Source organism: Streptomyces sp. HUAS MG56 (assembly GCF_058673395.1).
In genome coordinates this window covers 6,697,189-6,718,296 of record NZ_CM178722.1, presented here as the reverse complement: position 1 = coordinate 6,718,296, position 21,108 = coordinate 6,697,189, and the positions used below count along the sequence as shown (strand labels likewise).

The window sequence follows — 21,108 nt, the reverse complement described above, 5'->3', positions numbered from 1 at the left end:
GCGCTACGCGCTGCGCCGGGTCACGAACTCGGCGAGCGCCAGCAGGCCTTCCGCCTCCGGGGCGGGGACCGCGCGGGCCAGCTCCTGCACGGCGCGGGCCATCCGGTCGGCCGCCTCGGCCTGCGCCCAGTCCCGGCCGCCGGCCCGCTCCACGGCCAGCGCCGTCCGCGCGATGCCGTCGGCGTCGCCGGTGACATTCGGCATGGCGTACAGCCCGGCCAGCTCGGCCGCCGCCTCCGTACCGGACGCGAGCGCCGCCACCACCGGCAGCGACTTCTTGCGGGCCGCGAGGTCCGCCCCGGCCGGCTTCCCGGTGCGCCGCGGGTCACCCCATATGCCGATGACGTCGTCGATCAGCTGGAAGGCGAGCCCGGCCTGGCGGCCGAAGCCGTCCAGCGCGGCCACCTCCTGGGGTCCGGCGCCCGCGTACAGCGCGCCGAGGGCGCAGGCGCAGCCCAGCAGCGCCCCGGTCTTCGACTCGGCCATGGCCAGCACCTCGTCGAGGGTGACCTCGTCCGGGGCGCGGTGTTCCAGGTCCGTGTCGGTGTGCTCCCCGGCGCACAGCTCCACCACGCAGTTCGCGAGCCGGGCCGCGGCCGCGGCGCCGGCCGGGTGCGGGTCCTCGGCGAGCAGCCGCAGGGCCAGGGCCAGCAGGGCGTCCCCGGCGAGGATCGCGTCGGTGTCGCCGAACACCGTCCAGGCCGTGGGGCGGTGCCGGCGGGAGGTGTCGCGGTCCATCACGTCGTCGTGCAACAGCGTGAAGTTGTGGACCAGTTCGACCGCCACCGCCGCCGGGACGGCCGCCGTACGGGCCGCCGGGCCGCCGAGGGCGGCGGCCGCGGCCAGGACGAGCGCGGGCCTTATGGCCTTGCCACGGCCCGCCGCTGCCGGGCTGCCGTCGGCGTGCTGCCAGCCGAAGTGGTAGAGGGCGATGCGGCGCAGGGAGCCGGGCAGCGACTCAAGCGCCGCGCGCAGCCCGGGGTCGACCACGGCCCTGGTGCGCTCCAGCAGCGCCGCCGCCTCGTGGCCCTCCGCGCCGTCGGCCGGACCGCGGTCGCCGTTCTCCGTCCTGCCCTGCCCGCTCTGGCCGTTCTGGCCGCGCTGTGCGTTCTGCGTGTCCTGCGTGTTCCCCCGGGTATCCCCCGCCGTGCCCGGACGGGGCACGGCGGGGGAACGCTCTTCGGTCTCCGTCATGAACTCGGCCATGTCTCCCCCTCGCCAGGTCCCCGGACGCCGGCGTCGCCGGACCGGCCGGACACGTGTGCCGAGGGTCTACCCGCCCGGGCGGCCGAGAACACGGCTCCGAAGTGCGGAAACGTCACCCCCACCGGCCGATCTCGACGTTCTCCAGCACACCGAGCGCGTCCGGCACCAGCACGGCGGCCGAGTAGTAGGCCGTCACCAGGTAGTTGATGACGGCCTGTTCGTTGATGCCCATGAACCGCACCGACAGGCTCGGCTCGATCTCGTCCGGGATGCCCGACTGCCGCAGGCCGATGACGCCCTGCTCGTCCTCGCCGGTACGCATCGCGATGATCGACGTGGTGCGCTGCTCGGTGACCGGGATCTTGTTGCACGGGTAGATCGGCACACCACGCCAGGTCGGGATGCGGTTGCCGTTGACCTCGACGCTCTCGGGGACCAGGCCCCGCTTGTTCAGCTCACGTCCGAACGCGGCGATCGCGCGCGGGTGGGCGAGGAACAGCTTGGTGCTGCGGCGACGGCTGAGCAGCTCGTCCATGTCGTCCGGGCTGGGCACGCCGTCGTGCGGCTGGATCCGCTGGTCGTACTCGCAGTTGTTGAGCAGGCCGAAGTCGCGGTTGTTGATCAGCTCGTGCTCCTGGCGCTCCTTGAGCGCCTCGACCGTGAGCCGCAGCTGCTGCTCGGTCTGGTTCATCGGCTGGTTGTACAGGTCGGCCACGCGCGTGTGGATGCGCAGCACGGTCTGGGCGATGCTCAGCTCGTACTCGCGCGGGCGCGGCTCGTAGTCGACGAAGGTGTGCGGGATGTCGGGCTCGCCGGTGTGGCCGGCCGCCAGCTCGACCTCCTTCTCGCCGTACTTGTTGGTCCGCTGCTCGGGCACCGCGCGCAGCTGCTCCAGGTGCCCGCGCAGGCTGTCCGAGCGCTCCGCGACCTGCTCGAAGTCCTGGCGGCTGAGGATCAGCACCGTGGTGGGGGTGGCCGCGCGGACGGTGAACTCCCAGATGGCGTCCGGGTCCAGCAGCGCCGCCTCGCCGAAGTAGGCGCCGTCGGCGAGGACTCCGAGGACGGCGTCGTCGCCGTAGGGGCCGGTGCCGACCTTCTCGACCCTGCCGTGCGCCAGCAGGTACACCTCGTTGGTCGGGTTGCCGAAGTCGGCGATGACCTCGCCGGGGGCGAAGTCACGCTGGCGGCAGCGCCGGGCCAGCTCCGACAGCACCTCCTCGTCGTCGTACGCGCGCAGGGCCGGCAGCTCGCCCAGTTCGGCCGGGATGACCTCGACCTGGTCACCCGTCTTCACGAAGGTGATGCGGCCGTCGCCGACGGTGTACGCCAGGCGCCTGTTGACGCGGTACGTGCCGCCCTTGAGGTCCACCCACGGGAGCGTGCGCAGCAGCCAGCGGGAGCTGATCTCCTGCATCTGCGGAACGGACTTGGTGGTGGTGGCCAGGTTCCGCGCGGCCGCCGTCCCGAGGGACTGCTGCGGCTTGCCCTCTTCCGTGCGGACCTCTTCGCCTACCGACATAAGGAAATGTCCTCCCATGTATGGCTGGTGCCGGATCGCACGGGCACCGGTCTCGGGACCGAGCCTTCCATCACGGAACGTGCCGTCGCCATTACCCGAAAGAGCGGGATTGGATCATCGGACGGCTGGGCATAAAAGGGGACCTTGTACAGCACACAGGGCCTTTCTGCACGTGCAGGCTGTCCGGATCGGCTCGCACAGCGCACGAACGAGGTGCCCGGGACATCCGCTTTCCGGTAGAGGGCCGCTACAGGATGGAGCGAACACGAAGGAGGCGGCATGGCCCCACCCATGTCCGCGAGCACGTTTCTGGACGTTCTGCGCGCCGAGGGCGTCACGGTCGTCGAGGTCGGCGACTGGCGGCACCACCATCGCAACCACAAGGGCCCCTGGGGGCCGGTGCACGGCGTGATGATCCACCACACGGTGACCCGGGGCAGCGCGGCCACGGTGCGGCTCTGCCGGGACGGCTACCGGTCGCTGCCGGGCCCGCTGTGCCACGGCGTGATCACCAAGGACGGCACGGTCCACCTGGTCGGCCACGGCCGCGCCGACCACGCCGGGCTCGGGGACGACAGAGTACTGCGCGCCGTGATCGCCGAGCAGGCGCTGCCGCCTGACGGCCAGGCGGACACCGACGGCAACCGGCACTTCTACGGCTTCGAGTGCGAGAACCTCGGCGACGGCGCGGACCCGTGGCCGGACGTCCAGCTGGAGGCGATCACGCGCGTGGCCGCGGCGGTGTGCCGGCGGCACGGCTGGACGGAGCGTTCGGTCATCGGGCACCTGGAGTGGCAGCCGGGGAAGGCGGACCCGCGGGGCTTCACGATGGAGTGGCTGCGGGGGCGGGTCGGGGGGCGGCTGAAGGGGTAGCGCCGCGGCGGCCGGGCGCCCGCGCCGGGCGACAATGGAGTGTGACCGGCCCCGACTCCCTCGCGCCCCGCCTTCCCTCCCCTCTCCACGAGGTACGGGACGAGCGGTTCGAGCGGCACGGCCTGCGCCTGCTGCTCAAGCGGGACGACCTCATCCACCCGGAGCTGATCGGCAACAAGTGGCGCAAGCTGGTGCCGAACATCGCGGCGGCGGGCGGGCGGCCGCTGGTCACCTTCGGCGGGGCCTGGTCCAACCATCTGCGGGCCACCGCCGCCGCGGGCCGCCTGCTCGGGATCCCGACCACGGGCGTGGTCCGCGGCGAGGAGCTGGCCGGGCGCCCGCTCAACCCGTCCCTGGCCCGGTGCGCGGCCCACGGCATGCGCCTCCACTTCGTCGACAGATCGACGTACCGCCGCAAGGCCGAGCCGGAGACCCTGGCCGCGATCCTGCGCGCGGCCGGCGCCGAGGAGGCGTACGTCGTCCCCGAGGGCGGCAGCAACAGCGTGGCCGTGCACGGCTGCCGGGCCCTCGGTGAGGAACTGCGCGGGCACGCGGACGTCGTGGCCGTCGCCTGCGGCACCGGTGGCACCCTCGCGGGCCTCGCCGCGGGACTCGCCCCCGGGCAGCGCGCGCTCGGCGTGCCCGTCCTCAGGGGCGGCTTCCTGGAGGGCGACACCGAGGCACTGCAGGAACGTGCCTTCGGCGGCCGCACCGGCGACTGGTCCCTCGACGAGCGCTTCCATTTCGGCGGGTACGCGCGTACGACCCCCGAACTGCACGCGTTCGCCCGGGACTTCGAGGAGCGCCACGGACTGCCCGTCGAACGTCTCTATGTCGCCAAGTTGCTCTACGCCCTTGTCGCCCGCGCGGAAGAGGGTGCCCACGCGCGCGGGACGACGATCGCCGCCGTCGTCACCGGACGGCCGTTCCCGGAGGGCTAACCCGCCTCCCGGTAGGCCGCCGCCTCCTCCAGATCAAGGCGTCTGAGCAGTGCGCGCAGCATCTCGTCGTCGATGTAGCGGTGGTCGCGGAGCTTGACGAAGACCTCGCGCTCGGCGCTGATCATCTCGCGCGAGAGGCGACGGTAGGTGTCGTCCACGGACTCGCCGGTGACGGGGTTGGTCTGGCCGAGGCGCTCCCAGACGGCGTTGCGGCGGCGCTCCAGGACCGTGCGCAGGCGGTCGGCGAGCGGCGGCGGCAGGGCGTTGCGCTCGTCGTCGAGGAGGTCGTCGAGGCGCCGCTCGGCGGCCCGGGAGGCCTGCGCCTGGGCGTTGGCCTCGGCGAGCGTCTCGGCCTGCCGGTCGCGGCCGGGGAACCTCATCAGGCGGATCAGCGGCGCGAGCGTCAGTCCCTGCACGACCAGCGTGCCGATGACCGTGGTGAAGGTCAGGAAGAGGATCAGGTTCCGCTGCGGGAAGGGGGCGCCGCCGTGCACCGTGAGCGGGATCGAGAACGCGATGGCCAGGGACACCACACCGCGCATGGCGGCCCACGACGTGACGACCGGCCCCCGCCAGCCGGGGCTCTCCTCGCGGGCGCGGATGCGGTGGGAGAGCGCGCGGGGCAGCAGGGCCGCCGGGAACACCCACACGAACCGGGCCGCGACGACCACGACGAAGACCGCGATCGCGTACCAGGCCGCGTCGGTCCCCCGGTAGGCGCCGAGCCCCCGGAGAACGGTCGGCAGCTGCAGGCCGATCAGTGCGAAGACCGCCGACTCCAGCAGGAAGGCGACCATCCGCCACACCGCGTCCTCCTGGAGCCGGGTGGCGAAGTCGACCTCCCACGCGCGGTGTCCGAGATAGACCGCGACCACCACGACCGCGAGCACACCGGAGCCGTGCAGCTGCTCGGCCACGCCGTAGGCGACGAACGGGATCAGCAGCGAGAGGGTGTTCTGGAGCAGCGCTTCCTTCAAGCGGGTGCGCAGCCAGTGGATCGGCACCATGAGCACCAGTCCGACGAGCACACCGCCGACGGCGGCCCGCAGGAACTCCCCGATGCCGCCCGACCAGGTGGCGCCCTCGCCGACGGCCGCGGCGAGGGCCACCTTGTAGGCGGTGATCGCGGTGGCGTCGTTGAGCAGGGACTCGCCCTGGAGGATGGTGGTGATCCGGGACGGCAGCCCGACCCGGCGCGCGATGGCCGCGGCCGCGACGGCGTCGGTCGGCGCGACGACGGCGCCGAGCACCAGCGCGGCGGGCAGCGGCAGTCCGGGGACGACGAGGTAGGCGGCCCAGCCGACGGCGAAGGTCGCGAAGAGCACGTACCCGATCGACAGCAGCCCCACGGGCCGCATCTGGGCCCGCAGGTCGAGGTACGAGCTCTCGGTGCCCTCCTTGTACAGCAGCGGGGGCAGCACCAGCGGCAGGACGACCTCGGGGTCCAGCGTGTAGTGCGGGATCCCGGGCACGTACGAGATCGCGAGGCCCACCGCGACCAGCAGCAGGGGTGCCGGCACCGGTGTGCGCCGGGCGACCCCCGCGATGCCCGCACTGCCCGCCACCAGCAACAGCAGCGGCAACACGTCCATGATCCTCGCCCGCCCTCGTTTTCCGCGCGGTCACCCGCACACCCGTCGTAATCTGGCAATCATGAAACAGTGCACGCACGCCGACGCGCTGCCGCACCCGGAACCGGAGCCGCTCGCCCCGACCTGTCCGGAGTGTCTGCGGGACGGCACACACCCGGTGCAGCTGCGGTTGTGTCTCACCTGCGGTCACGTCGGCTGCTGCGACTCCTCGCCGGGGCAGCACGCGACCGGACACCACCAGGAGTCCGGCCACCCGGTCATGCGGACCTTCGAGCCCGGCGAGGACTGGCGGTGGTGCTTCGTGGACCACATCCTCGTGTGACACTGCATGCGGTGGCGGCCGTACGACGGTTCGAGCGTCGGACGCCTGGGTACGTCAACCCGGCGCGCGCTCTTCCCATTTGGGCCCGCAAACCCTCTAGACACGGAGCGTATCCACAGCTTTACTGTGAGTGACGCCAGGGGGTTGGGGTCCCGGGGACAGGACCGTTCGGAGCGCGATAGCGTCACCGCGGAACCACGTACGCGTTACCCCGGGGGGCGACCCTCGGCCCCGTAGAGCTTGTACCACCATGGAGGTGAGGGTGTCCCAGATCGCAGGCGAGCCCACGGCGAATCAGGACTTCGTGGAAGTCCGGCTGCCGGCCGCGGGTGCCTACCTGTCGGTGCTGCGGACGGCCACGGCCGGTCTCGCGGCCCGCTTGGACTTCACCCTGGACGAGATCGAGGACCTGCGCATCGCCGTGGACGAGGCCTGCGCGATCCTGCTCCAACAGGCCGTGCCCGGCTCCGTGCTCAGCTGTGTCTTCCGGCTCGTCGACGACTCGCTGGAGGTCACGGTCGCGGCGCCGACCACGGATGGTCACGCCCCCTCGCGGGACACCTTCGCCTGGACCGTGCTGTCGGCCCTCGCGGGCAAGGTCTCGTCCGCCGTCGACGAGGACAAGACCGTGTCGATCAGCCTCTACAAACAGCGCGGCGCGGGCCCCGGCCCGGCGTGAGGAAGAACGGGGACGGTCCGGTGCGGGACGAAGAGCGCGGCACACGGGAGCTGCCGACCGGGGACGGGGGTGCCCCCTGGTCGAGCACGGGCGGCATGTCCGGGGAACCTCCTCGGGACGGTTCGCGGCGCATGGCGGACGGCATCGACGGCATCCCCGAGCAGGCCAGACCACACCCGGTGGACGACTCCGCGCGGCCCGGCGGTGCCGGTGCCGTGCAGGGCGCGGCGCCGGCGGGATCCGGCGCCGACTCCGCCGTCCACGTGGGGGCGAGGGCTCGGGGAAGGGCTACGGGCGGGACGATGAGCGAGCACGAGCGATACGCCGGGGACGACGCGCCGGGCGCGGAGGCCGTGCAGGCCGTTCAGCACGGCCCTCAGGACCGCAGCGGGGCGCGGGTGCTCTTCGTCGAGCTGCGCAAGCTGAACGCGGGCAGCCCGGAGTACGCGGAGCTGCGCAACCAGCTGGTCCGTATGCACCTGCCGCTCGTGGAGCACCTGGCACGCCGCTTCCGCAACCGCGGCGAGCCTTTGGACGACCTCACCCAGGTCGCCACGATCGGCCTGATCAAGTCCGTCGACCGGTTCGACCCGGAGCGCGGCGTGGAGTTCTCCACGTACGCCACCCCGACCGTCGTCGGCGAGATCAAGCGGCACTTCCGTGACAAGGGCTGGGCGGTGCGCGTGCCGCGCCGGCTCCAGGAGCTGCGCCTCGCGCTGACCACGGCGACGGCCGAGCTGTCCCAGCTGCACGGCCGCTCCCCCACGGTCCACGAGCTGGCCGAGAAGCTCGCCATCTCGGAGGAGGAGGTCCTGGAGGGCCTGGAGTCCGCGAACGCGTACTCCACGCTGTCCCTGGACGTCCCCGACACGGACGACGAGTCCCCGGCGGTCGCGGACACCCTCGGCGCCGAGGACGAGGCGCTGGAGGGGGTGGAGTACCGCGAGTCCCTCAAGCCGCTGCTGGAGGACCTGCCGCCGCGCGAGAAGCGCATCCTGCTGCTGCGCTTCTTCGGGAACATGACGCAGTCGCAGATCGCGCAGGAGGTCGGCATCTCCCAGATGCACGTCTCCCGGCTGCTGGCCCGCACCCTGGCCCAGCTGCGGGAGAAGCTCCTCGTGGAGGAGTGAGCCCCGGGAAGTCGGCTATTCGCTCCGGCCCGGTCCCCTGATGCCGAGGGCCCGGGTCGTGGCGGGGTTGACGAGCAGCACCAGCGCCGCGACGGCGACGACCGCGAGGGCGATGCCGGCCGGGATGGCCATGCTGTCGGCCTTGAGCAGGCTGTAGGCCACCGGAAGCGCCATCAGCTGTGTGATCACCGCCGGGCCCCGGCTCCAGCCGCGCCGCAGCAGCAGACCGCGCGCGGCGAGCAGCGGCAGCAGCGCGAGCACGACGAGGGTGACCCCCAGGGAGATCCCCTGCTGCCGGTCGGAGGCGTCGCCGGAGATCCCGAGGACGACCATCCACAGGCCGCCGGCCACCAGGGCGACGCCCTCCAGCGCGGCGAGCACGGCAGCGTAGGTCAGCCGGCTCGGACGCGGTCCGGCGACGGCTTCGGTGGTGTCCGCGGCTTCCTTGGCGGCTTTCTGCTCACTGCTCACCCCAGCAGGGTAGCCGTCTCCGCGCAGGCGCCCTCCCGCCGCCCCGGGGGTCCGGGAGTGCCAGGACTCACGCCCTCCTCTCTTACCCGATCCCTACCTCGGCGTCCGCCGGGTACCACCCAGTAGGTACGCTGCCATCCATGCGTGCACTTCTCGTGGTCAATCCGGCGGCAACCACCACCAGCGCACGCAGGCGTGACGTTTTGATCCACGCGCTGGCCAGCGAGGTGAAGCTGGAGGCGGTCACCACCGAGTACCGCGGGCACGCGCGCGACCTCGGCCGGCAGGCAGCGGACAGCGACGACATCGACCTCGTGGTGGCCCTCGGCGGCGACGGCACGGTCAACGAGGTGGTCAACGGCCTCCTGCACGGCGGCCCCGACCTGGACCGTCTGCCCGGCTTCGCCGTGGTGCCCGGCGGCTCCACGAACGTGTTCGCCCGCGCCCTGGGCCTGCCCAACGATCCCGTCGAGGCCACCGGCGCCCTGCTGGACGCGCTGCGCGAGCGGCGGGAGCGGGTCGTCGGGCTCGGGCTGACCTCGGGCACGCCCGGCACCGAGGACGAGGCGGTCCCGGACCGCTGGTTCACCTTCAACGCGGGACTCGGCTTCGACGCGGGCGTGGTCGGCCGGGTCGAGCAGCAGCGCGAACGCGGCAAGACCTCGACCCACGGGCTCTACGTCCGCCAGGTGGTCCGGCAGTACCTCGGCGAGCCGAGCCGCCGGCACGGCTTGATCACGCTCGAACGCGCCGGCGAGGACCCGATCGCCGAACTCGTCGTCGCCATAGTGTCGAACACGGCCCCGTGGACGTATCTCGGCAATCGCCCGATGTACACGTCACCTAAGGCCTCGTTCGACACCGGCCTCGATGTGCTCGGTCTCAGCCGCCTGTCGACGGCCGCGGTTGCCCGGTATGGCACCCAGTTGCTCACTTCGTCCCCCGAGCGCGGACCCCATGGCAGGCACGCCCACTCACTGCACGATCTGGACCAGTTCACCTTGCATTCGAAGGCTCCTCTGCCCTTGCAGATGGACGGCGACCACCTTGGGCTGCGTACGAGCGTGACGTTCACAGGCGTACGCCGTGCACTGCGTGTGATTGTGTGAGCGGAACGGGCCAAAGCCCTTTCACTCGAACGTTTAGGCCAGGATCCACCCCATGGAAGTACGGCTGTGACCTAGTCGACACCGAGGAATCAAAAAAAACTTTCCGGAAGGGGTTGTATCCGTCGCCGAGGTTTGCGAGTCTCTACGTGTCGATCGGGACGGCCCGCAACACCGGCCTCCACTGATCAACAGAACCCCTCTTCAAACCCAGGACCACGCCGGGGAGATCTCGGCGGTCGGCCCTTCACTTGTTGAGGGATTCGTGAAAGCGTTCACATTCACAAGCAACGTGCATGTAATACCAAGGAGAGGTAGCAGCCATGGACTGGCGTCACAACGCCGTTTGCCGCGAGGAAGACCCCGAGCTCTTCTTCCCCATCGGCAACACCGGTCCTGCGCTGCTGCAGATCGAGGAAGCCAAGGCCGTCTGCCGTCGCTGCCCGGTGATCGAGCAGTGTCTGCAGTGGGCGCTCGAGTCCGGTCAGGACTCCGGCGTCTGGGGTGGTCTCAGCGAGGACGAGCGCCGCGCCATGAAGCGCCGCGCCGCCCGCAACCGGGCTCGTCAGGCCTCCGCCTGACCTACCCACCCCTGCTGACAGCCTGAGCTTGGCGGCGCGTACACCACGTACGCATCTCCCGCCCCCGAGCCGCAGCGCGCAGTATCCCCCGATGCGCTTAGCAATGACGCAGAGCAGCAACGAGCACGAGCCTCGGACCACTATCGGTCCGGGGCTTTTTGCTGTGCCCGACTCCCTTTGCGGGCAGGGCCGTCGGCTACTTCTGCGACCGCACCGGAAGGTCGAGGATCACCCGGGTGCCCCGCTCCGGCGCCGGGACCATGTCGAACGAGCCGCCCAACTCGCCCTCCACCAGCGTCCGTACGATCTGCAGGCCGAGGTTGCCCGAGCGGTGCGGGTCGAAGCCCTCGGGCAGGCCGACGCCGTCGTCCTGGACCGTGACCAGGAGCCGGGCCTCCTTCGTCGTACCGCCGCGGACCGCGGAGACCTCGACCGTGCCGGTGTCGCCCTCGCGGAAGCCGTGCTCCAGGGCGTTCTGGAGGACCTCGGTGAGGACCATGGACAGCGGGGTGGCGACCTCGGCGTCGAGGATCCCGAAGCATCCGGTGCGCCGGCCGGTCACCTTGCCCGGCGAGATCTCGGCGACCATCGCCAGCACCCGGTCGGCGATGTCGTCGAACTCCACGCGCTCGTCCAGGTTCTGGGACAGCGTCTCGTGCACGATCGCGATGGAGCCGACCCGGCGCACGGCCTCCTCCAGGGCCTCCCGGCCGCGCTCGGACTCGATCCGCCGCGCCTGGAGGCGCAGCAGGGCGGCGACCGTCTGGAGGTTGTTCTTCACCCGGTGGTGGATCTCCCGGATGGTGGCGTCCTTGGTGATCAACTCGCGTTCGCGGCGCCGCAGTTCGGTGACGTCCCGGCACAGCACCAGTGAGCCGATCCGGGTGCCCTTGGGCTTGAGCGGGATCGCCCGGAACTGGATCGCCCCGTCGTGGGCCTCGATCTCGAACTCGCGCGGTGCCCAGCCGCTCGCGAGCTTGACCAGCGCCTCGTCCACCGGGCCGCGGGTCGGGGCGAGTTCGGCGGTGGTCTGTCCGAGGTGGTGGCCGACCAGGTCGGCCGCGAGCCCGAGCCGGTGGTAGGCGGACAGGGCGTTCGGGGAGGCGTACTGGACGATCCCGTCCGCGTCGAGCCGGATCAGTCCGTCGCCGGCGCGCGGCGAGGCGTCCATGTCGACCTGCTGGTCCGGGAAGGGGAACGATCCTGCGGCGATCATCTGCGCGAGGTCGGAGGCGCTCTGGAGATAGGTGAGCTCCAGCCGGCTCGGGGTGCGGACGGTGAGCAGGTTGGTGTTGCGGGCGATCACGCCGAGCACGCGGCCCTCGCGTCGTACGGGGATGGACTCGACCCGTACGGGGACCTCTTCGCGCCACTCCGGGTCGCCCTCGCGCACGATCCGGCCCTCGTCCAGGGCCGCGTCCAGCATGGGCCGGCGGCCGCGCGGGACGAGGTGGCCGACCATGTCGTCCTGGTAGGAGGTGGGGCCGGTGTTCGGGCGCATCTGGGCGACCGAGACATACCGGGTGCCGTCCCGGGTGGGGACCCACAGGACCAGGTCGGCGAAGGACAGGTCGGAGAGCAGTTGCCACTCCGAGACCAGCAGGTGCAGCCACTCCAGGTCGGAGTCGTCGAGGGCGGTGTGCTGGCGGACCAGTTCGTTCATGGAGGGCACGTCTGTGAGCGTACTCGCACGTGTGAAGGTGGCCGAAAACACCCGCGGGCCGCGGCGCCTGGAAGGGACCCTCAACCCTCCCGGCACCGCAGCCCGGAGCATCATCGGCCGCGGGGTGTGCGGTCCCGGCCGGCCGAAGGTCGAGGAGCCGGGGCAGTCAGGGCAGAGAGCGCCGGTTCCTCGATCCGCCCTCCTGTGCGGGGAAGGCGGAGGCTTTTGTGTTCTCTTGGAATTGTGGACTAGACCACAAGGATGTGTCCATGGTCTTGTCGGCACGCACGAGCGATGGCACTCGATACACACACCTGATGGCACTCGATGCCACGCAGCACGCAGCCTAGCCCGCCGGGCTCAGTCTTGGGGCCAGATGGTCATGGCAATTTCCGCGAGTGCTTCCAGTTCCTCCCGGCTCGCCCCGTCGCGCGCCTGCTGGGACATGCCCTGGATCATCGCGCCGGTGTGCCGGGCGAGGGCGGCGGCGTCGGTGCCGGCCGGGAGCACCCCCGCCGCGACGTCCGCCCGGATCCGGGAGGCAAGGGCCGCTATGCCGGCGTTGCGCCGCTCGCGCAGCAGCCGCTCCACCTCGGGGCTGGTGCAGTTGGTCGCGGCGTGCGCGACCAGGCAGCCGAAGGGGTGGGCGGGGTCGGTGTACTCGGCGGCGGCCTCGCGCAGCGTGCGGGCGACGGCGCCGCGGGCGGTGGGCTCCTCGGCGAGCGCGCGGTCGCCGAAGGCGCCGTGCGTGTCCGTATAGACCCGGACGACCTCCTCGAACAGGCTCCGCTTGTCGCCGAAGGCCGCGTAGAGACTCGGTGCCCCGATGCCCATGATCCGGGTGAGATCGGAGACCGAGGTGGCCTCGTACCCGTGCTCCCAGAAGGCCATGAGCGCCTTCTCCAGTGCGGTGTCCCGGTCGAAGGAGCGCGGCCGACCTCGCGTCCTGCCGTTGCCCGCCTGCGCTTTCGTGTCCTGACCTGCCACCATGGCAGCCATTTTATAGCGGTCCCTAGAAAATTGTCCCTGCCGTCAGGGCTCGCACGGAGCGCCGCGCTGCCCCACCCGAACGTTCCCCGGAGCTTCCGCCCCGCTTTCCCGCACCGTCGAACGGCGATTCTGTTAGATTGGTCTAAACCACATAGAGGTGCACAGAGCCCACTTCGAGCCCACTTCAGAACGGCAGGCCCAGCGTGGAAGTTGTCATCGTTCCGGACGCCGCGGCGGGCGGCGAGCTGATCGCCGAGGCCATGGCGCAGCTGCTGCGACGCAAGCCCGACGCCCTGCTCGGCGTGGCCACCGGCTCCACCCCGCTGCCCATCTACCAGGCGCTGACCGCGAAGGTGCGCTCCGGCGCCGTGGACACCTCGCGGGTGCGGATCGCCCAGCTCGACGAGTACGTGGGGCTGCCCGCCGAGCACCCCGAGTCCTACCGCTCGGTGCTGCGCCGCGAGGTGCTGGAGCCGCTCGGCATCGGCATGGACGCGTTCCTCGGCCCCGACGGCACCGCCGAGGACGTCCAGGCGGCGTGCGAGGAGTACGACCGCGCGCTCGCCACGGCCGGCGGGGTCGACCTCCAGCTGCTCGGCATCGGCACCGACGGGCACATCGGCTTCAACGAGCCGTGCTCCTCGCTCGCCTCGCGCACCCGGATCAAGACGCTGACCGAGCAGACCCGGGTCGACAACGCCCGCTTCTTCGACGGCGACATCGGCCAGGTCCCCCACCACGTCATGACCCAGGGCATCGGCACCATCCTGGAGGCCCGGCACCTGGTGCTGCTCGCGACCGGCGAGGGCAAGGCGGACGCGGTGGCCGCGACCGTCGAGGGCCCGGTCGCCGCGGTCTGCCCGGCCTCCGCGCTCCAGCTGCACGCGCACGCGACGGTGGTGGTCGACGAGGCGGCCGCGTCCAAGCTGAAGCTCGCCGACTACTTCCGCCACACCTACGCCAACAAGCCGGACTGGCAGGGGATCTAGCGGCCCGGGGCCGGGTGATGGACTAGACCAACCAGGGGTGCGACGGTATACAGAGGAGATCGCGGGGCGTGCGGGTGGACTCCGGACACAAGAAGCCGTGCCACGATGTGAGCCGTGGCCGATGTCAGTCGGTCGCTTTCGGCATCCGGAGCCGGGAAGGCAGGGCATGAGCACCGACGTGAGCAGTGCGGAGAACGAGACCGGCACCACCGTCCGTACGGCACGCGTGCCCAAGTACTACCGCCTGAAGAAGCACCTGCTCGACATGACGCAGACACAGGCGCCGGGCACTCCCGTCCCGCCCGAGCGCACGCTGGCGGCCGAGTTCGACACCTCCCGCACGACCGTCCGCCAGGCCCTCCAGGAGCTGGTCGTCGAGGGCCGGCTGGAGCGGATCCAGGGCAAGGGCACCTTCGTCGCCAAGCCCAAGGTCTCCCAGGCGCTCCAGCTCACCTCCTACACCGAGGACATGCGCGCCCAGGGCCTGGAGCCGACCTCGCAGCTGCTGGACGTCGGGTACATCACGGCGGACGACCGGCTCGCCGGGCTGCTGGACATCACGGCCGGCGGGCGCGTGCTGCGCATCGAGCGGCTGCGCATGGCCAACGGCGAGCCGATGGCGATCGAGACCACGCATCTGAGCGCCAAGCGCTTCCCGGCCCTGCGCCGCTCCCTGGCGAAGTACACCTCGCTCTACACCGCGCTCGCCGAGGTCTACGACGTGCACCTCGCCGAGGCCGAGGAGACCATCGAGACCTCCCTGGCCACCCCGCGCGAGGCGGGCCTGCTCGGCACCGACGTGGGCCTGCCGATGCTGATGCTCTCCCGCCACTCCCTGGACCGCGAGGGCAAGCCGGTGGAGTGGGTGCGCTCGGTGTACCGCGGAGACCGCTACAAGTTCGTCGCGCGGCTGAAGCGGCCCGTCGAGTAACCCCCGTCGGGTAACTCCCGCCGGGGGCGGGGCCGGTGGGCGTCGCCGAATCGGTATACCGATATGCGGACGAGGTCTTCCACTGCCGTGACACCGTCACCTAGATTGCCTGCGCATTACACAGGTGATCAGCGAGGGGACGGAGATCCGTGGCATGTCCGAAGCACCAGAAGTGAGACCACCGGTGGTGACACCGGTCCGCGTGATCATCGGCGTGTGCCTCGTCGCACCCTTCGTGGCGATGCTGTGGGTCGGCTCGTACGCCAAGACCGACCCCACGTTCATCGGCATCCCGTTCTTCTACTGGTACCAGATGCTCTGGGTGCTGATCTCCACGGCGCTCACGATGACGGCGTACAAGCTGTGGCAGCGTGACCAGCGCGCCCGTGCCGCCCAGAAGGGAGGTGCGGCGCAGTGAAGAACGGCGTCAACGGCGTCGCGCTCGGCGTCTTCATCTTCTTCTTCCTGGCCGTCACGGTCATGGGCTTCCTCGCCGCACGCTGGCGCAGGGCCGAGAACGAGCACTCGCTGGACGAATGGGGCCTGGGCGGGCGGTCGTTCGGCACCTGGATCACCTGGTTCCTGCTCGGCGGTGACCTGTACACGGCGTACACCTTCGTCGCCGTACCGGCGGCGATCTACGCGGCGGGCGCGTCCGGCTTCTTCGCGGTGCCGTACACGATCCTCGTCTACCCGCTGATCTTCACGTTCCTGCCCCGCCTGTGGTCGGTGTCCCACAAGCACGGCTATGTGACGACCTCGGACTTCGTGCGCGGCCGGTTCGGCTCCAAGGGCCTGTCGCTGGCGGTGGCGCTGACCGGCATCCTCGCGACGATGCCGTACATCGCGCTCCAGCTCGTCGGCATCCAGGCCGTGCTGGACGTGATGGGCGTCGGCGGGGACAGCAGCGGCAACTGGTTCGTCCGGGACCTGCCGTTGCTGATCGCCTTCGGTGTGCTCGCGGCGTACACGTACTCGTCCGGGCTGCGCGCGCCCGCCCTGATCGCGTTCGTCAAGGACGGCCTGATCTACCTCGTCATCGCGGTGGCGATCATCTACATCCCGATCAAGCTGGGCGGCTTCGACGACATCTTCGCCAAGGCCGGTCATGCGTTCAGCCAGGTCAGCCCGGCGACGGGCAAGCCGCGCGGTGCGCTCGCGCCCCCGGAGGCGGGCCAGTGGACGTACGCAACGCTGGCCCTCGGCTCGGCCCTCGCCCTGTTCATGTACCCGCACTCGATCACCGCGACCCTGTCGTCCAAGAGCCGTGAGGTGATCCGCCGCAACACCACGATCCTGCCGCTGTACTCCCTGATGCTCGGCCTGCTCGCCCTGCTGGGCTTCATGGCGATCGCGGCCGGAGTCAAGGTCACCAACGGGCAGTTGGCGATCCCGCAGCTGTTCGAGGACATGTTCCCGAGCTGGTTCGCGGGCGTGGCCTTCGCCGCCATCGGCATCGGCGCACTCGTGCCCGCGGCCATCATGTCGATCGCGGCGGCGAACCTCTTCACCCGCAACATCTACCGGGACTTCATCAAGCCGGACGCCACGCCGAAACAGGAGGCCCAGGTCTCCAAGCTGGTCTCCCTGCTGGTGAAGGTCGGCGCCCTGGTCTTCGTCCTCACCATGGACAAGACGGTCGCCATCAACTTCCAGCTGCTGGGCGGCATCTGGATCCTGCAGACCTTCCCGGCCCTGGTCGGCGGCCTGTTCACCCGCTGGTTCCACCGCTGGGCGCTGCTCGCCGGCTGGGCGGTCGGCATGGTGTACGGCACGGTCGCCGCGTACGGCGTCGCCTCGCCGACCCAGAAGCACTTCGGCGGCTCGGCGAAGGAGATCCCCGGCATCGGCGAGATCGGCTACATCGGCATGACGGCGTTCGTCCTGAACGTCGCCGTCACCGTGGTCATGACGCTGGTTCTGCGTGCGCTGAAGGCCCCCGAGGGCGTGGACGAGACCCGCCCGGAGGACTACACGGCGGACGCGGGCGACCCGGGCGTCGAGACGGAGCTGGCGGGCGCCGCTCACTGAGGCACACCCGTACGCCCTGAAGCACCGCGTACACCGGACACACCCCGCAGCGGGCCGCCGACATCGAGCATGACGGCGGCCCGTTCCGCATGTCCCCCGTCATACACAAGTTGACGCTCCGAAGCCAGCGCGACACACAACAGACACAACATGTGGGGGTGTCACGACAGCCCGGCACTAGATGTATGCTCATCCTCGCTGTCGTCGCAGGGGAATCCGGTGCGAATCCGGAACTGTCCCGCAACGGTGTACTTGTGCGTATCCGCGCACAGGAGTCAGTCCGAGGACCTGCCGGCAGCACGCGCCCGGCCGTCCGGCCCGGGTGCCTTCCGACGTCCGGGCCTCGTGGAATGGGCCGGTGGACGCGACGCGTGCGCGCTCGTGGCTGCCCCCTGCCCTCCGCAAGGCCCCCGTGCCGAGCGAGGGAGAGCCCCACGTGACCATCGCGCCCGCAGATCCGGCTTCAACAGGCGGCCTGGACACCGACGGTCCCGGTGCAGCGCTGCTGCGTACCCTGACCGAGCTGACCGCCGACCTCCCCGACGCCGACCCCGGCCGGGTCGCCGCCGCCGCGTTGCGCGGCCGGTCCGCCCGGGCCGACGAGACGGAGTTGCGCGAACTGGCCACGGAGGCCGCCGCCGGGCTCATCTCCGAGGACCCCGCCTACTCGCGGCTGGCCGCCCGGCTGCTGACCCTCGCCATCCGCGCCGAGGCCGCCTCGCAGGGGGTGACGTCCTTCACCGAGTCCGTGGCCGTCGGCCACCGCGAGGGCCTCATCGCCGACCGCACCGCCGCGTTCGCGCGGCTGCACGCGGCCCGCCTCGACGCCCTGGTCGACGTGCACGCCGACGACCGCTTCGGCTACTTCGGCCTGCGCACCCTGCACAGCCGCTACCTGCTGCGCCACCCGATCACCCGCCGGGTCATCGAGACCCCCCAGCACTTCATGCTCCGGGTCGCGAGCGGCCTGGCCGAGGACGACAGCGTGCGCGCGCTGGACGAAGTCGCCGCGCTCTACGGGCTCATGAGCCGCCTCGACTACCTGCCCTCCTCTCCCACGCTCTTCAACTCCGGCACGCGCCATCCCCAGATGTCGTCCTGCTACCTCCTCGACTCGCCGCTGGACGAGCTGGACTCCATCTACGACCGCTACCACCAGGTGGCCCGGCTCTCGAAGCACGCCGGCGGCATCGGGCTGTCGTACTCCCGCATCCGCAGCCGCGGTTCGCTGATCCGCGGCACCAACGGGCACTCCAACGGCATCGTGCCGTTCCTGAAGACGCTGGACGCCTCGGTGGCCGCCGTGAACCAGGGCGGCCGGCGCAAGGGCGCGGCCGCGGTCTACCTGGAGACCTGGCACTCCGACATCGAGGAGTTCCTGGAGCTGCGGGACAACACCGGTGAGGACGCCCGGCGCACGCACAACCTGAACCTCGCGCACTGGATCCCGGACGAGTTCATGCGCCGGGTCAACGCGGACGCGTCCTGGTCGCTGTTCTCCCCCGCCGACGTGCCGGAGCTGGTGGACCTGTGGGGCGAGGAGTTCGACGCCGCGTACCGCAAGGCCGAGCAGGCGGGCCTCGCGAAGAAGACCATCCCGGCCCGTGAGCTGTACGGCCGCATGATGCGCACCCTCGCGCAGACCGGCAACGGCTGGATGACCTTCAAGGACGCCGCCAACCGCACCGCCAACCAGACGGCCCTGCCGGGCCACGTGGTCCACTCCTCCAACCTCTGCACGGAGATCCTGGAGGTCACGGACGACGGCGAGACGGCGGTCTGCAACCTCGGTTCGGTGAACCTGGGTGCCTTCGTCGACACGGCGAGCGGTGACATCGACTGGGAGCGGCTGGACGAGACCGTCCGCACGGCCGTGACCTTCCTCGACCGGGTCGTGGACATCAACTTCTACCCGACCGAGCAGGCGGGCCGCTCCAACGCCAAGTGGCGTCCGGTCGGTCTCGGCGCGATGGGCCTCCAGGACGTCTTCTTCAAGCTGCGCCTGCCCTTCGACTCCGCCGAGGCCAGGGCCCTCTCGACGCGGATCGCCGAGCGGATCATGCTCGCCGCGTACGAGGCCTCCGCCGACCTCGCCGAGCGCAGCGGCCCGCTGCCGGCCTGGGAGAAGACCCGTACGGCCCAGGGCGTGCTGCACCCGGACCACTACGACACCGAGCCGGCCTGGCCGGAGCGCTGGGAGGCGCTGCGCAGGCGGATCGCCACCGTCGGCATGCGCAACTCGCTGCTCCTCGCGATCGCCCCGACGGCCACCATCGCCTCCATCGCCGGTGTGTACGAGTGCATCGAGCCGCAGGTGTCGAACCTGTTCAAGCGCGAGACGCTGTCGGGTGAGTTCCTCCAGGTCAACTCCTACCTGGTGCAGGACCTGAAGAACCTGGGCGTGTGGGACGCGCGCACCCGTGAGGCGCTGCGGGACTCGAACGGCTCGGTGCAGGGCTTCGCGTGGATCCCCGAGGAGGTGCGCGCGCTGTACCGCACCGCGTGGGAGATCCCGCAGCGCGGTCTGATCGACATGGCGGCGGCCCGCACCCCGTTCCTGGACCAGGCGCAGTCCCTGAACCTGTTCCTGGAGACGCCGACCATCGGCAAGCTCTCCTCGATGTACGCGTACGCCTGGAAGTCGGGCCTGAAGACGACGTACTACCTGCGCTCCCGCCCGGCGACCCGGATCGCCCGCGCGGCCCAGGCGCAGCCCCAGAAGACCATCCCCGCCCAGCAGGTCGCCGACCCCGACGCCGTGGCCTGCTCCCTGGAAAACCCCGAGTCCTGCGAGGCCTGCCAGTAATGACCACTCCCGCTCACGAGAAGAACCTGCTCGACCCGGGCTTCGAGCTGACTCTGCGTCCGATGCGCTACCCCGACTTCTACGAGCGCTACCGGGACGCGATCAAGAACACCTGGACCGTGGAGGAGGTCGACCTCCACTCGGACGTCGCCGACCTCGCGAAGCTGACGCCCGAGGAGCAGCACCTCATCGGCCGGCTGGTGGCCTTCTTCGCGACGGGCGACTCGATCGTCGCGAACAACCTGGTGCTGACGCTGTACAAGCACATCAACTCCCCCGAGGCGCGGCTCTACCTGAGCCGTCAGCTCTTCGAGGAGGCCGTGCACGTCCAGTTCTATCTGACGCTGCTGGACACCTACCTGCCCGACCCGGACGACCGGGCGGCGGCCTTCGCGGCCGTCGAGAACATCCCCTCCATCCGCGAGAAGGCGCAGTTCTGCTTCACGTGGATCAACGAGGTGGAGAAGCTGGAGCGGCTGGAGTCGAAGGCCGACCGCCGGCGCTTCCTGCTGAACCTGATCTGCTTCGCCGCGTGCATCGAGGGGCTGTTCTTCTACGGCGCCTTCGCGTACGTCTACTGGTTCCGCAGCCGGGGTCTGCTGCACGGCCTCGCCACGGGCACCAACTGGGTGTTCCGCGACGAGACCATGCACATGTCCTTCGCCTTCGACGTGGTCGACACCGTCCGCAAGGAGGAGCCGGACCTCTTCGACGACCAGCTCCAGCAGCAGGTCACCGACATGCTGAGGGAGGCGGTCGAGGCCGAGCTGCAGTTCGCCCGCGACCTGTGCGGTGACGGCCTGCCGGGCATGAACACCGAGTCGATGCGCCAGTACCTGGAGTGCGTCGCCGACCAGCGCCTCACGCGCCTCGGCTTCGCCCCGGTGTACGGCTCGGAGAACCCCTTCTCCTTCATGGAGCTCCAGGGCGTTCAGGAGCTGACGAACTTCTTCGAGCGCCGCCCGTCGGCGTACCAGGTCGCGGTGGAGGGCACCGTCGACCTGGACGAGGACTTCTGAGCCTCCCGCCGCGTGCGACCCTCCTGGGCCTGCCCGAGCTGTCGGTCGATGCGCCACTCGCGCACCGCGCCGATCGCGGAGGGCAGGACCAGGAGGAGCAGGATGCCGAGGGTGGCGACCATTCCGATCAGGCCTTGAATCTGGTTTCCGGTCATGCACACCACTGTCGTCCCGGACGCTCCTGTCCGGCAGTGGCAGGACTGCCGTAGACCTTCGAATTACTGCCACCATTTTCCGCACCGGCAAGGCACACTGACAG

At 70.7% G+C, this 21,108-nt stretch carries 20 protein-coding genes and 1 riboswitch; of the genes, 13 read left to right on the top strand and 7 right to left on the bottom strand.

Going from position 1 to position 21,108, the window contains the following annotated elements; all coding sequences use genetic code 11:
- Window positions 1-3: 3 nt before the first annotated feature.
- Window positions 4-1,194 (bottom strand): family 2 encapsulin nanocompartment cargo protein polyprenyl transferase, encoded by a 1,191-nt coding sequence (locus tag AC4OXY_RS31790; protein WP_402065882.1) that lies wholly within the window; start codon window positions 1,192-1,194, stop codon window positions 4-6.
- 124 nt (window positions 1,195-1,318) lie between these two features.
- A complete protein-coding gene (locus AC4OXY_RS31785; protein ID WP_356028915.1) occupies window positions 1,319-2,725 on the bottom strand; it encodes a family 2B encapsulin nanocompartment shell protein in 1,407 nt (468 codons plus the stop codon).
- Window positions 2,726-3,004: 279 nt separating this feature from the next.
- Here AC4OXY_RS31785 and AC4OXY_RS31780 point away from each other — a divergent pair, with 279 nt between their 5' ends.
- Both AC4OXY_RS31780 and AC4OXY_RS31775 read left to right on the top strand, forming a co-directional pair.
- Window positions 3,005-3,598: an N-acetylmuramoyl-L-alanine amidase gene (locus AC4OXY_RS31780; RefSeq protein ID WP_356028917.1), complete on the top strand. Its 594-nt coding sequence runs from the start codon at window positions 3,005-3,007 to the stop codon at window positions 3,596-3,598.
- 41 nt (window positions 3,599-3,639) lie between these two features.
- Window positions 3,640-4,539, top strand: coding sequence for a 1-aminocyclopropane-1-carboxylate deaminase/D-cysteine desulfhydrase (locus tag AC4OXY_RS31775; protein WP_491991469.1), 900 nt, complete (start codon window positions 3,640-3,642; stop codon window positions 4,537-4,539).
- On the opposite strand, the gene AC4OXY_RS31770 is transcribed toward AC4OXY_RS31775, so the two are convergent.
- On the bottom strand, window positions 4,536-6,131 hold the full coding sequence (locus AC4OXY_RS31770; protein WP_376288860.1) for a Na+/H+ antiporter: 1,596 nt from the start codon (window positions 6,129-6,131) through the stop codon (window positions 4,536-4,538). The two genes, AC4OXY_RS31775 and AC4OXY_RS31770, sit on opposite strands and share 4 nt — an antisense overlap.
- A 61-nt stretch (window positions 6,132-6,192) precedes the next feature.
- Here AC4OXY_RS31770 and AC4OXY_RS31765 point away from each other — a divergent pair, with 61 nt between their 5' ends.
- From AC4OXY_RS31765 to AC4OXY_RS31755, 3 genes are all read left to right on the top strand, one after another.
- Window positions 6,193-6,453, top strand: coding sequence for a UBP-type zinc finger domain-containing protein (locus tag AC4OXY_RS31765; protein ID WP_356028922.1), 261 nt, complete (start codon window positions 6,193-6,195; stop codon window positions 6,451-6,453).
- Window positions 6,454-6,715: 262 nt separating this feature from the next.
- Window positions 6,716-7,132, top strand: a complete 417-nt coding sequence (locus AC4OXY_RS31760) for an ATP-binding protein (protein WP_031163342.1) — start codon at window positions 6,716-6,718, stop codon at window positions 7,130-7,132.
- A gap of 20 nt (window positions 7,133-7,152) precedes the next feature.
- Window positions 7,153-8,262 carry an RNA polymerase sigma factor SigF gene (locus AC4OXY_RS31755; protein ID WP_356028924.1) on the top strand — a complete coding sequence of 370 codons (1,110 nt, stop codon included), beginning with the start codon at window positions 7,153-7,155 and terminating at the stop codon, window positions 8,260-8,262.
- 15 nt (window positions 8,263-8,277) lie between these two features.
- Here the strand turns inward: AC4OXY_RS31755 and AC4OXY_RS31750 are convergent, their stop codons facing one another.
- Complete coding sequence (locus AC4OXY_RS31750) at window positions 8,278-8,733, bottom strand: hypothetical protein (protein WP_491991468.1); 456 nt, start codon at window positions 8,731-8,733, stop codon at window positions 8,278-8,280.
- A gap of 140 nt (window positions 8,734-8,873) precedes the next feature.
- Here AC4OXY_RS31750 and AC4OXY_RS31745 point away from each other — a divergent pair, with 140 nt between their 5' ends.
- Both AC4OXY_RS31745 and AC4OXY_RS31740 read left to right on the top strand, forming a co-directional pair.
- Window positions 8,874-9,842: a diacylglycerol/lipid kinase family protein gene (locus tag AC4OXY_RS31745; RefSeq protein ID WP_356028928.1), complete on the top strand. Its 969-nt coding sequence runs from the start codon at window positions 8,874-8,876 to the stop codon at window positions 9,840-9,842.
- A gap of 320 nt (window positions 9,843-10,162) precedes the next feature.
- A complete protein-coding gene (locus AC4OXY_RS31740) occupies window positions 10,163-10,420 on the top strand; it encodes a WhiB family transcriptional regulator (RefSeq protein ID WP_003992873.1) in 258 nt (85 codons plus the stop codon).
- Between the two features lie 196 nt (window positions 10,421-10,616).
- On the opposite strand, the gene AC4OXY_RS31735 is transcribed toward AC4OXY_RS31740, so the two are convergent.
- Together AC4OXY_RS31735 and AC4OXY_RS31730 are read right to left on the bottom strand one after the other, a co-directional pair.
- A complete protein-coding gene (locus tag AC4OXY_RS31735) occupies window positions 10,617-12,083 on the bottom strand; it encodes a sensor histidine kinase (protein WP_356029123.1) in 1,467 nt (488 codons plus the stop codon).
- A 360-nt stretch (window positions 12,084-12,443) separates the two neighbouring features.
- Window positions 12,444-13,073 (bottom strand): TetR/AcrR family transcriptional regulator, encoded by a 630-nt coding sequence (locus tag AC4OXY_RS31730; RefSeq protein WP_402065874.1) that lies wholly within the window; start codon window positions 13,071-13,073, stop codon window positions 12,444-12,446.
- A gap of 203 nt (window positions 13,074-13,276) precedes the next feature.
- Here AC4OXY_RS31730 and nagB point away from each other — a divergent pair, with 203 nt between their 5' ends.
- The 6 genes from nagB to AC4OXY_RS31700 all read left to right on the top strand — a co-directional run bounded on the left by nagB (window position 13,277) and on the right by AC4OXY_RS31700 (window position 20,849).
- On the top strand, window positions 13,277-14,062 hold the full coding sequence (nagB, locus tag AC4OXY_RS31725) for a glucosamine-6-phosphate deaminase (protein WP_402065871.1): 786 nt from the start codon (window positions 13,277-13,279) through the stop codon (window positions 14,060-14,062).
- Between the two features lie 166 nt (window positions 14,063-14,228).
- On the top strand, window positions 14,229-14,993 hold the full coding sequence (locus AC4OXY_RS31720) for a GntR family transcriptional regulator (RefSeq protein ID WP_356028934.1): 765 nt from the start codon (window positions 14,229-14,231) through the stop codon (window positions 14,991-14,993).
- Window positions 14,994-15,147: 154 nt separating this feature from the next.
- A complete protein-coding gene (locus AC4OXY_RS31715) occupies window positions 15,148-15,411 on the top strand; it encodes a DUF3311 domain-containing protein (protein WP_356028936.1) in 264 nt (87 codons plus the stop codon).
- The gene (gene mctP, locus AC4OXY_RS31710; RefSeq protein WP_491991467.1) at window positions 15,408-17,024 is read left to right on the top strand and encodes a monocarboxylate uptake permease MctP; all 1,617 of its coding nucleotides are present in this window, start codon (window positions 15,408-15,410) and stop codon (window positions 17,022-17,024) included. The genes AC4OXY_RS31715 and mctP overlap by 4 nt, the downstream gene beginning before the upstream one ends.
- A 150-nt stretch (window positions 17,025-17,174) precedes the next feature.
- Window positions 17,175-17,334, top strand: a riboswitch (cobalamin riboswitch).
- A 126-nt stretch (window positions 17,335-17,460) separates the two neighbouring features.
- Window positions 17,461-19,830: a ribonucleoside-diphosphate reductase subunit alpha gene (locus tag AC4OXY_RS31705; protein ID WP_376288857.1), complete on the top strand. Its 2,370-nt coding sequence runs from the start codon at window positions 17,461-17,463 to the stop codon at window positions 19,828-19,830.
- Complete coding sequence (locus tag AC4OXY_RS31700; protein WP_356028942.1) at window positions 19,830-20,849, top strand: ribonucleotide-diphosphate reductase subunit beta; 1,020 nt, start codon at window positions 19,830-19,832, stop codon at window positions 20,847-20,849. The genes AC4OXY_RS31705 and AC4OXY_RS31700 overlap by 1 nt, the downstream gene beginning before the upstream one ends.
- On the opposite strand, the gene AC4OXY_RS31695 is transcribed toward AC4OXY_RS31700, so the two are convergent.
- Entirely contained in the window at window positions 20,762-21,004 is a 243-nt protein-coding gene (locus tag AC4OXY_RS31695; RefSeq protein WP_356028944.1) for a hypothetical protein, read from the bottom strand. The two genes, AC4OXY_RS31700 and AC4OXY_RS31695, sit on opposite strands and share 88 nt — an antisense overlap.
- Window positions 21,005-21,108: the final 104 nt, after the last annotated feature.